This is a genomic window from Marinicrinis lubricantis (genome assembly GCF_042658665.1).
GTDB classification, from domain to species: Bacteria; Bacillota; Bacilli; order Paenibacillales; family KCTC-33676; genus Marinicrinis; species Marinicrinis lubricantis.
Map to the genome: position 1 here is coordinate 1 of NZ_JBHSQV010000168.1, position 17661 is coordinate 17661.

Sequence of the window (17661 nt, forward strand, 5' to 3'; positions counted from 1 at the left end):
CTTGGTTGTTGGGTGTGTGGTAACCTCAATTATCCAAAGAATTTAGGGGGTGGCAATTTTTTTGCCTATAAAGCCCTCTATGGAGATATTTTATAACCTATTTCTTATAGAAGTTTTGACAATACGTGAGATGAAAGGGGGGAGAAAAAATGAACAAAGCGGATGAATCATTCATCTATACCTTATGTGAACAAGCTTTTCCGGGAGAGCGGTGGACAATGAAGGCGGGCAAGAGCGGTATGAACAATACAACGCGGTATGTCGAGACCTCTCGCGGGAAATATGTGCTGCGAATCTATGAGACGCATCGAGATCGAGATAAGGTAGAAGTGGAGCATGAGATTTTAAAGCAGCTTTCAAGGATGGACCTGCCTTTTCGGGTGCCGAAACCTTATGAGGTGAACGGAAGCACGATCATGTATGTTCAAGATTCGGATCAAATCGCTTCATGGTGTGAGTTTATTCCGGGAGACAATCCTGTGTTTGATCGGGAGGATACGGTGATCTCATTTGGGCGAGTGACAGGCGAGCTCATAGATGCCTTCGAATCGATGAGATTGGACAAACCGGTCATTTATCCGCCGTATTATGAATTGGATAAAGCACATCCCAGCTGCCCGCCTGAGAAGATCGCAGCATTTTGCGAGGCTCCGGGTGCGGTATTTCATGTATATCAGTCCGGCTTGAAACGGGTGAAGGAGCAGCTGGAAGTGCTCGCGCAGTGGCTGCCGAGGATGCGAGCCTTGCCGCACCATATGATTCACGGCGATTTGAACGCCTCCAATGTGCTTACAAGTGATGGGGTTAACTTGGATGCCGTACTTGATTTTGAATTTGCTACTCGGGATGTTCGTGTGATGGAGCTTGCGGTAGCTCTTTCGGAGCTCACGGCTAAAGAATTGAATCAGACCGTCTTTTGGGATATGGTACACTGTTTTACCCAGGGGTTTGCAGAGAAGAAAAGATTGAGCAAGCTTGAGCTTGAAGCAGTACCCATACTTATGAAACTGCGGCGTCTCGACGTGTTTGTCCATTTTCTCGGCAGATATTTAGATGGTGTAGATGATCACGATGTACTGCTGCAGGGCATTTTCGAAAGCACGCTGAATTCGCTGCACGGCCCGCAAGTTGAAGGTGCGAAGTGGGAGCGTTGTATACAGGTTTTAGAACAAGCTTAGAACGAAGCGAATAGATGTTCGTATGGTTATTATCTCCACATTCTTGGCATCCTATAATCGATCATTTCAATCATGAAAGAAAGGAGCCAGTTAGCGTCATGCGATACGATGAGAATTACGGAGATGCCATTGAGCTTGAAGAAATGGATGATCTCGACCATGAACGAGAGGAATCCGAGGAAGAGGCTGTTCACGTCGAGTGGGCAGGCTACATTTGATAAAAACAGGTTTCCGGACAAGACCGGAAACCTGTTTGTTTTTTTCTATTGAGTTTTTTTCGATTGTTCAATTTTTTCGGCTAACTCACTTAGATATGTCCATCGATCCATAAGATGCTCCAGCTGCTGTTCCAGCTCCCGCTGCTGCGCGGTCAGCTGCTGCAGACGTTCATAATCGGAACCAGCTTCACTTATTTCCTGCCCGACTTCCTCTAATGCCTGTTCTGCTTCCGCGATACGATCCTCGATTTGATCGTATTCCTGCTGCTCTTTATAGGTGAATTTAAGAGGACGATTTTCTTTCTTGCGAGCCGCAGGTGCTGCTTCCGGCTTCGTAACCACGGCACCCACTGCTTGATCCGGGGACAGCTTCGCGCGGAGTGCCCGAAGTTCCATATAATCGGTATAGTTTCCGACGTGATGATCGATGTTCCCGGATCCTTCAAAGGAGAGAATGGTCTCCGCGACACGATCGAGGAAGAAGCGGTCATGGGATACTGCGATGACAACACCCGGAAAATGTTCTAGAAATTCCTCAAGTACGGTTAATGTTTGAATATCTAAATCGTTCGTCGGCTCATCCAACAGGAGTACGTTAGGTGACTCCATTAATATGCGGAGAAGGTACAATCTTCTGCGCTCACCGCCCGAAAGCTTAGAAATAGGAGTCCACTGCATATCCGGCGGGAACAAGAACAGTTCAAGCATTTGTGCCGCGCTCAGGGTGTTGCCATCCGTTGTACGAATTTGTTCTGCACCTTCTTTCACATATTCGATGACGCGCAGTGATTCGTCCATTTCCTGTGCTTCTTGAGTAAAGAAACCGATCTTAACCGTCTCTCCAATCAAGATGTTGCCTTGATCCGGCTCCAGCTGTCCGCTGATTAGCTTGAGAAGGGTCGATTTCCCCATACCGTTCGGACCGATGATCCCAATGCGATCATGCTTCTTGACGAGAAAGCTGAAGTCATGAATGACCTTTATGCTGTCAAACGATTTGTTCACATGTTCGAATTGGATGATTTTCTTCCCCAGACGGCTGCCTTCTAAAGCAATTTCAAGCTCTTTATTCTCGGACACGGGTTTCCTGCTCTCGAGCTCTTCGAATCGATCGATTCTTGCTTTCTGCTTGGTCGTTCGTGCTTTAGCGCCGCGCTGAATCCAGGCGAGTTCTCTTCGGAGCAAATTTTGCCTTTTCCTCTCGGCTGCCTCTTGCAGTTCGAGACGTTCGGCTTTTTTCTCTAAAAACGTGCTGTAATTTCCGCTATAGCTGTACAGTTTACCATGATCGAGCTCGATGATGCGATTCGCAACTCGATCGAGAAAGTAGCGGTCATGCGTAATCATCAGGAGAGATACTCTATTCTTCGCAATATACTGCTCAAGCCAGTCCACCGTATCGGTATCCAAATGGTTGGTAGGCTCATCCAATATAATTAAATCGACAGGCCGGATGAATGTGGAAGCCAGCATAACGCGCTTGCGCTGTCCTCCAGACAGCAAATGCATGGGAGAATCGAAACGATCGATTCCGAGCTTGGATAAGATGCGTTTCGCCTCGGCTTCCAGCTGCCACGCGTCCAGCGCATCCATTTGACTGTTGAGCTCCATCATTTTCGCTTGAAGACGAGGGTTCTCTGGTTCTTGTGTCAATTGCTGCATCACTGTTCCATATTCTCGAAGCAGCTTCATAAGGGGCGAATCTCCTTGATAGATTTGCTCCAGTACTGTCGCTTGCGGATCGAATTCAGGGTTTTGCGGTAAATATTGTATCGTCAGTCCGTTTGATTTCGTTATCGTTCCGGAATCCGGTACTTCAATACCGGCGATGATCTTGAGAAGAGTGGATTTACCCGTACCGTTCACACCGATGATTCCAATCCGATCTCCTTGCTCCATACTGAAAGATATATTTTCAAATAATGTTTTCATTCCATAGCTTTTCGTCAGCTGTTCCGCATTGAATAGATTCATCATTTCATAGCACTCCCATAGCCTGCTTATTCATTAAGTATTAGCATAACACAAACGTGGATAGAACTGAATGTGGAGGCTCATAGAACCCTTGAAGGATGAATGTGAATAGAAGGGGAATCTGGGAAATGAGAGGAGGAAATGAGAGAAGTATTTCCCGGGCGAGCGCACAAATCGGCGCGATTTTACCTAGAACGACAGCAAGGAAGGCGGATATTGACAACGTTTGCAAACAAACACTTTGCCATTAGCTAATAACATTAAATATTAATGATATTAACATTGAGTGGAATATCGTCATCTATAGACGATTCTCCTAAATGATTTCTTATTTTGGGCGATTCTGATATGATAGAAGCAATCCGAAAACTAATAAAGGCGGTTATGCAATTTATGATTAGTACAGAAAATGTAACGCTGCGGTATGGCAGCCGTGCGTTGTTCGAAGATGTTTCCATCAAATTTACAGCAGAGAACTGTTATGGTTTGATTGGTGCGAATGGAGCAGGTAAATCTACTTTCCTCAAAATATTGTCCGGTGAAATCGAACCGAACTCAGGTCATGTTCACGTGACGCCAGGTGAGCGGATTGCCGTGTTAAAGCAGAACCACTTCGAGTACGACGAGTATCCTGTTTTGGAAACGGTGATTATGGGCCATGCAAAGCTGTATTCTATAATGAAAGAAAAGGATGCGATTTACGCCAAGTCGGATTTTTCCGATGAGGACGGAATGCGCGCAGCAGAGCTGGAAGGAGAATTTGCTGAACTGAACGGCTGGGATGCAGAGCCTGAAGCGGCTGAGCTGCTAATCGGTCTGGGCATACCTAAAGCGCTGCATGAACTGAAAATGAAGGAATTGGACGGGAATCAGAAGGTACGGGTACTGCTTGCCCAAGCATTATTCGGGAACCCGAACATTTTGCTGTTGGACGAGCCCACCAACCACTTGGATCTGGAATCGATCAATTGGTTGGAAAATTTCCTCGCGAAATACGAGGGGACGGTTATTGTTGTATCCCATGATCGGCACTTCTTGAATCAAGTGTGTACGCACATTGCGGACATAGATTTTGGCAAAATCCAGCTTTATGTCGGTAACTATGATTTCTGGTACGAGTCGAGCCAGCTGGCTCAATCGCTGCAGAGAGAATCAAACAAACGGGTCGAAGAGAAGCGGAAGGAACTGGAGGAATTTATTCGCCGATTTAGTGCCAACGCCTCCAAATCGAAGCAGGCGACATCGCGGAAGAAGCTTCTGGATAAGCTTACGCTGGAAGATATTAAACCGTCGAACCGCAAATATCCATATATTCATTTTAAATCGGAAAGAGAAGCAGGCAAGCAGATCTTAACGATCAGCGATGTAACGAAGAAGGCGGAAGGCGAGACGGTTCTGAATCGTTATTCCTTGACCGTGAATAAAGGAGATAAAATTGCATTTGTCGGTCCGAATGAAATCGCGAAGACGACATTGTTCGAAATTATTGCGGGGGGCTTAGAGCCAGACGAAGGAAGCTATTCTTGGGGCGTGACGATTACGCAAGCTTATTTCCCTAAAGACAACAGCGAATATTTCCAATCGGATTTGAATCTGATTGACTGGCTTCGGCAGTACTCCAAAGATCAAGATGAATCTTTTATCCGTGGTTTCCTAGGAAGAATGCTATTCTCGGGAGAAGAAGCTTTAAAGAAAGTGAATGTCTTGTCCGGAGGAGAGAAAGTGCGCTGTATGCTTGCCAGAATGATGCTTTTGTCACCGAATGTGCTGATTTTAGACGAACCGACGAACCATCTCGATCTGGAATCGATCACTGCGCTCAATAACGGTCTTATGCAGTTTGACGGAACCGTCCTGTTTACTTCACATGACCATCAATTCGTTCAAACGATCGCGAATCGGATCATTGAGATTGCGCCAGGAGGCGTAATGGATAAAACGACTACATTTGATGAATATTTAGAAAATGAAGATGTGAAGCAATTTCGTAAAACAATGTACAATTAAATCGACGTACGGTTAACGAAAAGTAGGTTGTCTTGTGTTTTCTTATTTATTGACCAACTTTTGCATCTTGTTACCCTAAGTCTCAGTTCCATTTCGGACTGAGGCTTTTTTTCTGTTAAGAACCATGCAAAGCTACCTGGACTTTGGCTCTTTTGAAGGATGGAAATACAGGAAAGCATGGAGGAGTTTGGAGATGTGCGTCGAATTGTGTGTAGTACATACAAGCAAAGGAGAGTTACCATTGTATACTAAGAAACCATTTTTCTACAGCTTGAAGAAAGGATTGGCCGGTTCGGTATTAGCGCTTGCAGTATTGGCAGCACCTGTACAGAACGCCTGGGCCGAAGCCAGCGAAAAGAATAACTCTGCATTATTAGAAATTTATAATACGCTGATCGACGCTCATTATGAAAAGCCGAGTGAAGAGGAACTCTTACAAGGCGCAATTCAAGGGATGCTGGATGTCATTCATGATCCGTATACCAATTATATGAGTCCTTCAGCGTATGAAGATTTCAAGAACGGTATTAATCTGGAGTACGCTGGGATTGGAGTTCGTTTTACATATGCGGAAGATGAGTCAGGGTTAATCGTAGATGAAGTGTTTACGGGATCTCCTGCGGAGGAATCGGGTATTCTGAATGGAGATATCGTTGTACAGGTAGACCAAACGCCTGTCACTCCAGACAATATCCGTACGATTACTTCGCAAATTCGCGGGGAAGCAGGAACAGAAGTGACGCTTTTATTGGTACGGGAGGGTGAGCAGCTACAGAAGAAGGTCGCACGCAAAGCGATTGAATTGCCAGAAGTGACCACGGAAGATATGGGCAACGGCATTGCTTACATCCAAATTGTTACCTTCGGAGAACGTACGACAGAAGAGTTTCTAGCTGCATACCACCAAGCTGAAGCTGCGAATGCAAAGGGACTCATTTTGGATTTGCGCGGCAACTCCGGCGGTTATGTACTCAGTGCACTGGAAATTGCGGATCATTTTCTCAAGAAAGGCGAACTTCTCGTGCTGCACAATAGCGAGGGCGGAGAAGACGTCTATGTAGCCGATGAACTTGGAACAGACATCCCTCTTGTCGTGCTTATTGATCGGAATACAGCCAGTGCATCGGAAATGCTGGCAGGCGCGCTGAAAACGAATGGAAGGGCCACATTAGTGGGAGAAACCTCCTTCGGTAAAGGCACCATGCAGACTGCATTCGAACTATCGAATGGCGGAACATTGAAAGTTTCGGTCGATAATTGGCTGCTTCCGGATCGCAGCAATATTCACGATATCGGCTTGCTGCCGGATATCTACTTACAGAGATCCGAAGCGGTCGTGAATGCGGCTGTGCAGCAGCTGCTTCCAGATCGGAAGCAAACGTTGGAGCTTTCATTGAAAGAGCAAACCGGCGTGTTGAATGAAAACATCTTCTTAACTGGAGTACCGGCAATTCATAAAGACAGTCAAAGCGGTGAATATTATGTCCCTATGCGTTATGTCATGGAATCGTTTGGAACTGAAGTGGTTTGGAATAATGAGACGAAGCGGACTTCCTTCATCTATAGGGGACAACAGGTCGAAATTGATTCAAAATCATGGAATCTCATCGTTAATGGAAAAAGCGTGCCCCTGAACCAGCCGCTGAAAAGTATCGCTGGCACGATCTATATGTCCACAGATGCAGTGAAAAGCGTGACTGGCGGATCCGTTTCCGTCAGCGCGGATGCACTGCTTCTAAACAGCAGACCTTAGGGACTGTCATCCATATGATCTGGTACCAATAAAGAGCTGCCGATAAAGGCAGCTTTTTTGCGTACGGGACATGAATGGGTAAAAGGAGGCAGTACATTAAACGGTTTGTTATACTAAACATAAAGAGAGTAGAAAGGTGGAGAGAGAGATGATTAAATTAGCAGCCTTTGATGTGGACGGAACGCTTCGTGATCGTGATGATGTACCGGATTCCACGATCCAAGCATTACAATTATTAAAAGAGAACGGAGTCACATTAGCATTATGTACGGGCCGAAGCGAGGTCGAGGTCGCAACGCTTAGAGAGCAGCTCAGCATCGATTGGACGGTGACCTGTAACGGCAGCCATATCGGATATAGGGGGGGAACCCTGCTCGGGAATCCTTTTCGGGAGGATACGCTCCAAGAATGGCTTCAGACAGCCCAGAAGCACCAGCACTCGATGCTGTTGTATGGAGCAAAGGCGTTCTATTTATTCGGCAGCGATGAGCCGCATTTCAGACAGGCGCAGCGTGAAATTGGCTTTATGGAGCCGGCTCGGATCGAAGATGGACAAGAAATTCCGGAGATTTATCAATGTATTCTATTTATCGGAGAAGAGCAGGAGCCGTACTACATCCCGGAAGGACGGGATACCTATTACGTGCATCGTTGGCGCGGTTGGGCAGTCGATGTCAATCCAGGTGGTGTAAATAAAGCGATCGGCCTGTCGAAGCTGCTGGACCATCTCGGAATGAAGCCGGAAGAAGCGGCTGCCTTTGGCGACGGATTAAACGATTTGGAGCTGTTGGAATCGGTAGGAACGGGCATTGCCATGGGCAATGGCAGCGACGAATTAAAGGCAAGGGCGAAATATGTGACGAAGCCGATGCACGAGAACGGTATCGCCTATGCGGTAAAAGAGTGGCTCATGACCACATAAAAAAGGAGCATGGATTTCCACGCTCCCTTTTTTTCATCACTTACTGCGAAGGGCGTATTCCTGCACCATCTGTTCCGTGACGTAGATACGAGTGGGTGAGATGCCTTTTTTTGCATGCTCGTTGATTGCCTTCGTGATTTGATTAATTCGATCCACGGAGAACGGCTGCCCCGATTTGCACCGTTCGAAAGCTTCCTCAATCGCTTTCTCACGCTGTGCATCCAACAGCAGAAATTCCTGCAAGTGGTTGTTCATTTTTTGGGTATGTTCCGTTATTGCTTTATGTACACTCATATACGTAAGACCTCTCCCTGATGGAAAACATGTAATATTCTGATTTTACTTTACACGTGCAGCATAAATCAATGCAGGACACGAAAAAAGATCACCCATGCGTTCATGAGTGATCTTTTTTCAAAGAAGTAAGTATAAATAAGATTTAAACTTACGGATTGTTGCTGTGCTGCTTCGTCGGCAATTTGGAGGAAGGTGTTCCTTTTCCTTGTGCTCTGCGGTTCTTCTCATCCTTCGCTTGTGTGTCGTGCAGCTTATTCAGATATTGATCGGTGCTTTCCATGATTATGCAAACCTCCTTCAGTGGCGCTATAGCTTCGATCTTTAGCATACCCCTATAGGTCTGAGCCTCATTCATGGCTGACTCCTTAACCTCTTACAGCTGCAAGCTCGGTTTTTGTGAACAGCAGCGGACCTTGCTATAATAAGACTCAGAGCATAGGAAAGGGCATTTTCCTATTTTGGTCGTAACTTCAATTTGCAGATAAAGAGGGAATGTATCGTGAGCGATTTTGAACAACAATTAGAAAAATATGCCGAGCTGGTCGTTAAAATAGGGGTCCATATTCAACCCGGACAAGTGTTGATGATCGAGTCACCGCTCGAATGTGCAGAATTTACGCGCAAGGTAGTGAGGAAAGCGTATGAATCGAAAGCGAAGTACGTTGAAGTGCATTGGATCGACGAAGAGATTACAAGGGCTCGTTATGAACATGCGCCTGATGAATCTTTTACGTACTATCCGGAGTGGAGCGCTCGAATGATGGAGCAGCTGGCTGAAGAAGGAGGAGCACTTCTGCACATTAAAGTGCCGAATCCCGATTTGCTCAAGGGGATTGATCCAGAGAAGGTGTCCACCGCTACCAAGGCCGCTTCTATAGCAAGGGAGAAATTTCAAGGATACGTCCGTAATAATGCCTTCAGCTGGTGCCTAATTAAAGCGCCGACGAAAGCTTGGGCGGCCAAAGTGTTCCCAGAACTGTCTGAGGATGAACGGATTTCAGTGATGTGGGATCATATATTCCAGATGAACCGAGTCACATCGGATGATCCGGTCGCAGCCTGGAAGGAACATATTCGAAATCTTCAGCAGGTGCATCATTTCTTGAATGAACGAAAGTACAAACGACTGCATTACCGAGCACCGGGCACCGATTTAACGATCGAGCTTCCGGAAGGTCATATTTGGATGGGCGGCGGTGCCGTGAACGGACGCGGGGTGGATTTCATGCCGAATATGCCGACCGAGGAAGTATTTACGATGCCGCATCGAACCGGTGCGAATGGCAAGGTGACGAGTACGATGCCTTTGAACTTAAACGGCCGCATTGTAGACCGATTCACGTTATCATTCAAGGATGGACGTATCGTCGAGTACGATGCAGAGATAGGGAAGGAGCATTTGACCTCCTTGCTTGGAACGGATGAAGGAGCGAATTATTTGGGCGAAGTGGCTCTTGTACCTTATGATTCTCCGATCTCTCAAATGAACCGCATTTTTTATAATACGGGTATTGATGAGAATGCATCATGCCACTTGGCGATTGGCAGTGCTTATCCGGTGAATTTGCAGGGAGGAAGCACGATGTCGAAGGAGGAGCTGCTTGAGCGCGGCGCGAACGTTAGTTTAACCCACGTGGATTTTATGATAGGCTCCGCTGAACTGGATATCGATGGTGAATTGGCGGATGGAAGCTTAGAGCCGATTTTCCGAAAAGGGAATTGGGCATTGAAATTTTAGAATAGTATGAAATGTTAGGCTAAGGCGCTTCATCCGATGTTCGCTTGATGTGAAATCGGATGAAGCCTGCCCCATTAACTAGTCGATCAGTCCAAGCTCTTTCGCTTGTGTTTCGGTCAAAATGAATTCCTCGTTCGGCCAAATGTCGTCTTCTTCCACTCGTCCGAACAGGGACATGACGTCATTCCAAATACCGCGCTCCATCGCTTCCGATGCCGTAATAATCACCTTCAATATGACAACCTCCATTTACATTGGAATATTCCGGGTTATTTGTACAGTAAGAGGACGATTAACTCTCACGCACCTGGGTAGATGATTTATCTCTAACTTTCCAAAAAATAATCGAAAATATGACAATGCAGACTAGTATCATGAGCGCGTTATACAGAAACACATTCCGCATACCGAAGCTTTCACTGGTTATGCCTCCGACGAAACTCCCAATAATGCGGGCTACGCCCAAGCTGAGCAGTCCGTTGAATGTCTGTCCAGAAGCTTTCAGTTCATCCGGTACCTCCTTATTAATGAACGTAGCCATCGTTACCGAAATCACGATAAAGATGAGTCCATGCAGGATTTGAACCGGCAGCAGCCACTCGGGACTTTGGATCGCATAAAACAAATACCAGCGTAGTGTCGTGGCGACAGCGGCACCAAGAAATATGTAAGGGATTTTGATCCGTTTGAAAATCCGTCCAGCGAACAAAAGGAACGGAATTTCGCTTAGTGAGGAGATCACCATCGACCAGCCTAGCAAACTGCTGTCTCCGCCGAGATCTTTAAAATAGACAGGGAAGAATGCATAATAAAATCCAAGGGATACTTGGATTAAAAAATTCAGCGACATATACAGCATCAGTTTATGGTTGCGAAATAATACCCAGATCTGCATTTTACGTCCTTCGGATTGATGCCCTTTAATCGTGGGGAATTTCAGCAGCAGTACAAAACTGATGATCATGACAGCGGCATATGTGCCGAACATCCAGTCCAAATGGTTTCTTGCGATAAACCCGAACACAAGCGACATGACGGCAAAGCCGATGGTGCCTCCCATTCGAATGATTCCGTAGTTTCCACGCTTTTCCCGATCCAGCGTTTCCAGTGTAATCGCGTCACTTATGGCAAAGATCGAGGTTTGGAAAAAAGTAAACACACAAATCATCAATAGTAAGTAGTAAAAATGATCCGAAAGCGGATAGAGCAGCATCGCCGTACCGCTGCCCAGAATCAATATTTTTAATATCGCATTTTTTGTTTTCGCTCGATCTCCGAGCGTTCCCCAAACCGGTTGGGCCAGGATAGCTACCAGTGGCCCGAGACTGAGCAGCGTACCGATTTGTGATTCCGAAAAGCCAATATCATCAAAATAAACAGGAATGAAGGTTCCATATATGGCATTTCCCATGTAAATCACGACATAAAAAAGGAGAAACGTATACAAGTTGACAGGCATAGGATCGCATCCTCTATATAGAAAATAGTGTAGGTCGAATAACTGCATAAGCAAAGGTTTGTGACTCGCAATCAAGTTCTAAGCCCCTGTGTCTTCGGTGCTCCATTGTTTGATTTCCCGGTCTGACGGCAGGAACCAAGCAAGCAGTCCGATTATAGGCAGAAAGCTGGCTGAGGTCATGACGATGTTCAGTGAGGTCAAATCAATCAATCCGCCGATGGCCACAGCACCTAATGCACCAATACCGAATGCCAAACCGGTGATCAAACCCGAAACGGTCCCGATCATACCGGGGATAAGCTCTTGAGCATAGACAACAGCCACCGACCACCCAGATAGAAGAATAAGTCCGTTAATGAATAAGATGGGGTACGCCCAAAGCGAGTCTGCGTAAGGGAGAAGCAGGGCGAGAGGGGCGGCGCCAAAGATCGATAGGAACAGCACGTTTTTTCTTCCGATTTGATCCGATATCGGACCCCCAAGGAACGTACCTAATACACCTGCAGCAGCATAAATAAAGATGTAGATTTGCGTGTGCTTCAAACTGAAATCAAACTTATCCATAAGTTGAAACGGATAATAAATCGAAATCGCAGAGTGATACCACGTGCGCACGAAAATTAAAAAGATCAGCAGGCAGATCGCGGAGGTAATGCGTCGCTTTTTGGCCGGATCCATCTTCTTGGCTTCTACCTTTTTCTTTTGCGGTGCTTGAGTCGCCAAATATGCTCCATACCATCTTGCAATGTACAGCTGTACGACGATGGCGAGCCCAGTAATAAGTGTGAACCAAATTGCACCGAACTGTCCGAAAGGATAAAAAATAAGTGCGGTCATGATGGGAGCAAGAGAAGAACCTGCATTTCCGCCCACCTGAAATATCGATTGAGCTAATCCTCTTCGCGATCCTGCGGCCATGTATGCGACTCGGGATGCCTCAGGATGGAAGACCGCGGATCCGAGCCCGACGAGCAGGACGGCCATCAGCACGAGCACGTAGCTGCCTGATAATGCAATAATGAGAACACCGACGGTCGTTAGTACCATCCCTATCGGAAGCATATAGGGTGAAGGTCTGCGGTCGGAATAAAACCCGACGACGGGCTGAAGAACGGATGATGTCATATTGAGCGTGAAAATGATGATTCCCGCTTGCAGGTAAGACAAGTTCATATTTTCCTTCAAAATGGGTAGAATGGCCGGGAATATGGCTTGAATCGTATCATTGCACAGATGGACGAGACTGATCGCCAGCAGGATCCGAAACGCGGTCGGTCTGACCTCCATTACAGGCTTGCCGGCTGCATTTGCGTTAGGAAAAGCAGCCGCTTCTTGGGTCCTAGATTGCATTCCATCTTGATCCTTTCTGCGATAGATTTGTCCAGGCGATAGGTTGGACAATGCATTCGTTTTGCGTACGTTTACATTCGCCTTCATTATACTCTAATCTCAATTTTTTTCACCGAGTGAAATTGGATAATTACAGCCCAAGAATGGCAAAAAGCTCCCGAATTCGGAAGCTTCAAGAAATAATCTTAGGTTACAACGCCTCGAGAGGATTTATTAAATCATTTAATTGGTTGACTTGCTGGGTGATTGGGTGCTGCTCGAAATATTGGACGGGATTAAAATCTGGAAGTGGAAGCTGTTCCCGTAGTCCTTGGATATGGATCAGCAATTGTTCATTATACTGGAGTAATTGATCATGGACATCGGATGCGATGACAGGAGGCTCTAATAGATTTATTTCTTCAATCCGTTGCTGCATCGATTCAAGCTCGTTCATGAACTCGGCCTTTGCTGCGGAATCCTTTACGGCTTGCTCGACCTCGCCCGGCAGGTTTTGGAAAAATGAAGTGGTGTCTTGAATGTAAGAAGTTGTCTCATTCACATAGTTTAGAGATTGATCTACATGCTCGATCACGGAACAGCCGCTGAACATTCCTAGGCATAAAAGTGTCAATGTGATTCGAATTGAAATTTGCAGGGGAATATCCTCCTTGTCTGAGATGAGTTTATATATCATACGTATTGAGGGAGGTGTCGTTTCACCCCCCCGTTAGATGTCATCTGAAAATCGAAAACAACTAGACCTCGGTCTAGTATTCAAAAGCACCGTAGAACGATGACATGCTTTTTTCATGTATGCTACACTAAAAAAAGGAAATCGACGTGAACTGTAGAGTTCAAGAGGGAGGAAAGGATGAATATCCGTACCATATCAGGCGCTGTCCTCATTTTGTTGGGGGCCTTTATTTTTTTGAATGATGGAGGGAACATTGGAGCAGGAACAATATTTGGCTATTTTTGGCCGAGCTTGTTCGTGATCCCATTGGCTTTGTTTTTTCACTGGCTGTACTTTTCGATGCTCGGTCGAAGAGGTGTGGGAGTATTAATTCCAGGAGGCATCTTGTTTACAGCTGGTATCATATGTCAGATTGCGATGCTGTTTGATAACTGGTCTTACATGTGGCCAGGCTTCATCCTGGCTCCGGCGGTTGGATTGTTTGAGTTTTACTGGTTCGGAAATCGGAACAAATGGCTTTTGGTGCCCATCAATATTTTAATGGTGCTGTCCATTCTGTTCTTTGCTGTGTTCTCGGTCGGATCGTTGTTTAATCAAGTGGCAAGTCAACCGATGATCGCGATTTTGATGATTGTTATCGGCGCAGTCATTTTACTAGGCCACAAAAAAGAGGCTTAATGTGTAACGGAAGACGATGTTGAGGAGGCGCTAACGAGATGAAAGTCGGTACTGCTCGAAAAGCGGCTGCCGACTGGGTTCGCCGCCATGTGATCCGAGAAGATTGGTTTCGGGGTGCGTATTTCAGCGGTTCAACGGTTCTGATGGAGGATGAAGTAGAGCTTCCAGCCTCTTCAGATATGGACGTGGTTGTCGTTACGGCGGAGGACGATCCACCTGCAAAGCCGGGCAAGTTCCTTTATGATGGAGTACTGCTTGAGATAACCTTCTTGGGGCAGAAGCAGCTGACATCTGCGGAAGTGGTATTAACCTCCTATCATCTTGCGGGGAGCTTTCGCAGAAACACGATCATTGAAGATCCTACGGGACTGCTGCGACGATTGTATGAGCAGGTGTCAGAGCGGTTTGCACAACGCTCATACGTGATGAAGCGATGTATGGATGCTAGAAAACGAGTAGAAAACTTCCTGCAATCGATAGATGCATCTGCTCCATGGCACGATCAAGTGACTTCATGGCTGTTTGCGACAGGGGTGACGGCGCATGTCGTCCTTGTGGCTGCACTCCGAAATCCAACGGTTAGACTGCGTTATGTCGCAGCGCGCGAAGTGCTGTTAGAATTTGCACACGCTGATCTTTATGAAGAGATGTTAGGGCTGCTCGGATGCCGTGAATGGTCTCCGAAGCAAACAGAACGGCATCTTAATGAGCTCGCGCGAACATTTGATGCCGCTGCTTCTGTGGCTCAAACCCCTTTTTTCTTTCGTTCCGATATCACGGTGGCGGCAAAGCCTATCGTCATCGATGGAAGTCGCGGTCTGATTAAGGATGGCTTTCACCGAGAAGCGGTCTTTTGGATGGTTGCAACCTTCGCACGCTGTCACAAAATTTTGGCTGCAGATGCCCCTCATCTGGAGCGCATTTATGCGCCAGCCTTTGAAGCGGCTGTCACCGGCCTAGGCATTGAAACAAAGGAGGATCTGCTGCGCCGTGCAGATGGGGTCCGACAGTTTCTGCCGAGACTATGGTCCGCCGCAGAGGATATCATTCACAAACATCCGGAGGTCATCCATCCTTTATAAGCTCCAAGGATAAAACGAAAGGAGAACACATCGTAAATGGATCGATGTGTTCTCCTAATTTATGGTTAAACATGCTTGCCGAGGATGACTAGATCACGCTCGATATCGTCGAGTATCGCCACCTTTGGGAAATAACCCCATTGTTCAAATTCAAATTTTCTTAATAGGGCTAAGCTTGGCTCATTATGAGCGAAAACGAATCCCAGCAGATGATGTACCTTAAGCTTCGGACATTCCTCCAGCACATGCTTCATTAGAGTACTGCCGGTTCCTTGGCCTCGTGCGGTTTCGGAGACATATATGCTTAACTCCGCAGTTCCATGATAGGCGGGCCTTCCGTAAAAGGTGCTGAGGCTTGCCCAAGCCATGACAGTTTGCTGATCCTTCAGCACCCATAAAGGACGATGATCGGGTGTATGGGCGTGAAACCATGGAAGCCGGCTTTCCTCCGTAACGGGTTCCAAATCGGCTGTTACCATCCTGCTGGCGATCGTGCTATTGTAAATGTCTACAATTTGCGGCAAATCATCCAATGTTGCAATTTCGATGTTATGTTTATGAAGCGGCACGGAACATACCTCCAGGTGTGATGTCAATGTGATTGAGAAAGGACATATAAAAAGACTGCACCGTAAGTCGGGCGCAGCCTGCTCATCGTTATTCGAATGTTGAACGAACCATTAAAAAAAGATTGAATATGATTGAAATAAATGATAAGCTAAAGAATAGCAAATTATTATTAATATAATAAAATCATTTATCTTATTTTATATTAGCATAATATTGAAATGATGTCAACATGAATTGATGGGACGCCAATAAGCTTATCTTTGAAGGTTACGATACCGATACAATAATTAAATGTCATTTTTAAGCTTGGCACTAGATTATTCATGTGATGTTACTGCTCTGCTGGAAATATGTATCTTTCATACGCCATGATGGAGCAGAGAGATGGGAGAATGTTAGAAAGCAGCGGTGTTCATTTGTGGATAAGCGTTCCACAATCCGAGCCTATGCGTCTATCGTTAAAAGGTATCCGGTGGAGGGGAGCTGGAAGAATGATTGACAATTCTGGAATGAAGGTCGAAACGGATTTGCAGCTTGAACAAGTTAAGAGGGAGCTACTACAACAGGGGAAAAAGAACTCTTCACTACAGTACAAAGACATTGTGGAGAAGCTAGCTCCTTTTGAACAAGATCCAGAGCAGATGGATGCTTTTTTTGAACAGCTTTCCGAAACAGGTATCGAAATCGAGCATGATGCATCTGATGAACATGCATCACAGCTTGGTGAACAGCTGAATGATTCATTGCTGTCCAAGGAAGATCCGTTGTTTACAGCGCCTGTGAAGATGCATGATCCTGTCATGCTGTACTTGAAGCAGATTGGACAGGTGCCGCTGTTAAGCGGAGATGAAGAAATCGAATTGGCGAAACGGATCGAGCAGGGCGATGAAGAAGCAATGCGGCGTTTGGCGGAAGCGAATCTTCGGTTAGTGGTCAGTATCGCCAGAAGGTATGTTGGCAGAAGCATGCAGTTTCTTGATTTGATACAAGAAGGCAATATGGGCTTAATTAAAGCTGTTGAAAAGTTCGACTACACGAAGGGGTTTAAATTCAGCACTTATGCTACATGGTGGATAAGACAGGCCATCACAAGAGCTATTGCCGACCAAGCAAGGACCATTCGTGTCCCTGTGCATATGGTTGAAACGATTAATAAGCTGGTTCGTGTGTCCAGGCAGCTGCAGCAGCAGCTGGGTCACGAGCCATCGCCTGATGAAATTGCGAAAGAGATGGAACTGACAACGGAAAAAGTAATGGAAATCATGAAAATCGCCCAAGAGCCAATTTCGTTGGAAACCCCTGTCGGTGAAGAAAATGACTCCAATTTGGTTGATTTCATAGAAGATCAAGATGCATTAGCGCCATCCGATGCTGCAGATTATGAAATTTTGAAGGAACAGCTGGAGAGCGTGCTGGATACGCTCACGGAGAGAGAAGAAAATGTTCTGCGGCTTCGCTTTGGTCTGGATGACGGACGCACGCGTACATTAGAAGAAGTAGGGAAAGTGTTCGGTGTAACCCGCGAGCGGATTCGCCAAATCGAGGCGAAGGCACTTCGCAAGCTAAGACATCCAAGTCGAAGCAAGCGACTTAAAGATTTTTTATGATTCATGCTTGAAACAGAGGGCGTCTGCTCTCTGTTTTTTTATTCATGTTTCGCGATTAAGTGAGGACGGCACTGTTTCGGTGCCTGGAACACATTCAAAGTTAAGATTAGAGGAGTTAACCACCGGAATTGGCGGGATATGCAGCGGAATTC

General features: G+C 46.2%; 16 protein-coding genes. 8 read left to right on the plus strand and 8 right to left on the minus strand.

The window, feature by feature from the left end; genetic code table 11:
* Positions 1-149 precede the first annotated feature (149 nt).
* The gene (locus ACFPXP_RS14645; protein WP_379895055.1) at positions 150-1178 is read left to right on the plus strand and encodes a phosphotransferase; all 1029 of its coding nucleotides are present in this window, start codon (positions 150-152) and stop codon (positions 1176-1178) included.
* A 263-nt stretch (positions 1179-1441) separates the two neighbouring features.
* Here ACFPXP_RS14645 and ACFPXP_RS14650 read toward each other — a convergent pair whose 3' ends face one another.
* A complete protein-coding gene (locus ACFPXP_RS14650) occupies positions 1442-3370 on the minus strand; it encodes an ABC-F family ATP-binding cassette domain-containing protein (RefSeq protein WP_379895102.1) in 1929 nt (642 codons plus the stop codon).
* 393 nt (positions 3371-3763) lie between these two features.
* On the opposite strand from ACFPXP_RS14650, the gene ACFPXP_RS14655 reads away from it, so the two are divergent.
* The 3 genes from ACFPXP_RS14655 (at position 3764) to ACFPXP_RS14665 (ending at position 8052) form a co-directional block, all read left to right on the plus strand.
* Positions 3764-5377: an ABC-F family ATP-binding cassette domain-containing protein gene (locus ACFPXP_RS14655; RefSeq protein WP_379895056.1), complete on the plus strand. Its 1614-nt coding sequence runs from the start codon at positions 3764-3766 to the stop codon at positions 5375-5377.
* A gap of 241 nt (positions 5378-5618) precedes the next feature.
* Complete coding sequence (locus tag ACFPXP_RS14660; protein WP_379895057.1) at positions 5619-7130, plus strand: S41 family peptidase; 1512 nt, start codon at positions 5619-5621, stop codon at positions 7128-7130.
* A gap of 148 nt (positions 7131-7278) precedes the next feature.
* Positions 7279-8052, plus strand: a complete 774-nt coding sequence (locus ACFPXP_RS14665; protein ID WP_379895058.1) for a Cof-type HAD-IIB family hydrolase — start codon at positions 7279-7281, stop codon at positions 8050-8052.
* Between the two features lie 36 nt (positions 8053-8088).
* Here the strand turns inward: ACFPXP_RS14665 and ACFPXP_RS14670 are convergent, their stop codons facing one another.
* Both ACFPXP_RS14670 and ACFPXP_RS14675 read right to left on the minus strand, forming a co-directional pair.
* A complete protein-coding gene (locus ACFPXP_RS14670; RefSeq protein WP_379895059.1) occupies positions 8089-8346 on the minus strand; it encodes a YpbS family protein in 258 nt (85 codons plus the stop codon).
* Between the two features lie 151 nt (positions 8347-8497).
* Positions 8498-8629, minus strand: coding sequence for a DUF4023 domain-containing protein (locus ACFPXP_RS14675; RefSeq protein WP_379895060.1), 132 nt, complete (start codon positions 8627-8629; stop codon positions 8498-8500).
* Between the two features lie 219 nt (positions 8630-8848).
* On the opposite strand from ACFPXP_RS14675, the gene ACFPXP_RS14680 reads away from it, so the two are divergent.
* Positions 8849-10087, plus strand: a complete 1239-nt coding sequence (locus ACFPXP_RS14680; protein WP_379895061.1) for an aminopeptidase — start codon at positions 8849-8851, stop codon at positions 10085-10087.
* A gap of 78 nt (positions 10088-10165) precedes the next feature.
* On the opposite strand, the gene ACFPXP_RS14685 is transcribed toward ACFPXP_RS14680, so the two are convergent.
* The 4 genes from ACFPXP_RS14685 to ACFPXP_RS14700 form a co-directional block, all read right to left on the minus strand.
* Entirely contained in the window at positions 10166-10321 is a 156-nt protein-coding gene (locus ACFPXP_RS14685) for a hypothetical protein (RefSeq protein ID WP_379895062.1), read from the minus strand.
* A gap of 58 nt (positions 10322-10379) precedes the next feature.
* On the minus strand, positions 10380-11546 hold the full coding sequence (locus ACFPXP_RS14690; protein ID WP_379895063.1) for an MFS transporter: 1167 nt from the start codon (positions 11544-11546) through the stop codon (positions 10380-10382).
* Positions 11547-11624: 78 nt separating this feature from the next.
* On the minus strand, positions 11625-12896 hold the full coding sequence (locus ACFPXP_RS14695; protein ID WP_379895103.1) for an MFS transporter: 1272 nt from the start codon (positions 12894-12896) through the stop codon (positions 11625-11627).
* A 190-nt stretch (positions 12897-13086) separates the two neighbouring features.
* Positions 13087-13470 (minus strand): DUF6376 family protein, encoded by a 384-nt coding sequence (locus tag ACFPXP_RS14700; RefSeq protein ID WP_379895064.1) that lies wholly within the window; start codon positions 13468-13470, stop codon positions 13087-13089.
* Positions 13471-13749: 279 nt separating this feature from the next.
* On the opposite strand from ACFPXP_RS14700, the gene ACFPXP_RS14705 reads away from it, so the two are divergent.
* Positions 13750-14250 (plus strand): hypothetical protein, encoded by a 501-nt coding sequence (locus ACFPXP_RS14705; protein ID WP_379895065.1) that lies wholly within the window; start codon positions 13750-13752, stop codon positions 14248-14250.
* Positions 14251-14288: 38 nt separating this feature from the next.
* Positions 14289-15332 (plus strand): hypothetical protein, encoded by a 1044-nt coding sequence (locus tag ACFPXP_RS14710; protein WP_379895066.1) that lies wholly within the window; start codon positions 14289-14291, stop codon positions 15330-15332.
* Between the two features lie 65 nt (positions 15333-15397).
* Here ACFPXP_RS14710 and ACFPXP_RS14715 read toward each other — a convergent pair whose 3' ends face one another.
* A complete protein-coding gene (locus ACFPXP_RS14715; protein ID WP_379895067.1) occupies positions 15398-15901 on the minus strand; it encodes a GNAT family N-acetyltransferase in 504 nt (167 codons plus the stop codon).
* Positions 15902-16393: 492 nt separating this feature from the next.
* Between ACFPXP_RS14715 and rpoD the strand changes: the two genes are divergently transcribed.
* Positions 16394-17509 (plus strand): RNA polymerase sigma factor RpoD, encoded by a 1116-nt coding sequence (gene rpoD / locus ACFPXP_RS14720; RefSeq protein WP_379895068.1) that lies wholly within the window; start codon positions 16394-16396, stop codon positions 17507-17509.
* The last annotated feature ends 152 nt before the right edge of the window (positions 17510-17661 follow it).

Coding starts and splice junctions, on each gene's coding strand:
- ACFPXP_RS14645 (WP_379895055.1), top strand. CDS start 150: ATGAACAAAGCGGATGAATCATTCATCTATACCTTATGTGAACAAGCT.
- ACFPXP_RS14650 (WP_379895102.1), bottom strand. CDS start 3,370: ATGAATCTATTCAATGCGGAACAGCTGACGAAAAGCTATGGAATGAAA.
- ACFPXP_RS14655 (WP_379895056.1), top strand. CDS start 3,764: ATGATTAGTACAGAAAATGTAACGCTGCGGTATGGCAGCCGTGCGTTG.
- ACFPXP_RS14665 (WP_379895058.1), top strand. CDS start 7,279: ATGATTAAATTAGCAGCCTTTGATGTGGACGGAACGCTTCGTGATCGT.
- ACFPXP_RS14670 (WP_379895059.1), bottom strand. CDS start 8,346: ATGAGTGTACATAAAGCAATAACGGAACATACCCAAAAAATGAACAAC.
- ACFPXP_RS14675 (WP_379895060.1), bottom strand. CDS start 8,629: ATGGAAAGCACCGATCAATATCTGAATAAGCTGCACGACACACAAGCG.
- ACFPXP_RS14690 (WP_379895063.1), bottom strand. CDS start 11,546: ATGCCTGTCAACTTGTATACGTTTCTCCTTTTTTATGTCGTGATTTAC.
- ACFPXP_RS14695 (WP_379895103.1), bottom strand. CDS start 12,896: ATGCAATCTAGGACCCAAGAAGCGGCTGCTTTTCCTAACGCAAATGCA.
- ACFPXP_RS14705 (WP_379895065.1), top strand. CDS start 13,750: ATGAATATCCGTACCATATCAGGCGCTGTCCTCATTTTGTTGGGGGCC.
- ACFPXP_RS14710 (WP_379895066.1), top strand. CDS start 14,289: ATGAAAGTCGGTACTGCTCGAAAAGCGGCTGCCGACTGGGTTCGCCGC.
- rpoD (WP_379895068.1), top strand. CDS start 16,394: ATGATTGACAATTCTGGAATGAAGGTCGAAACGGATTTGCAGCTTGAA.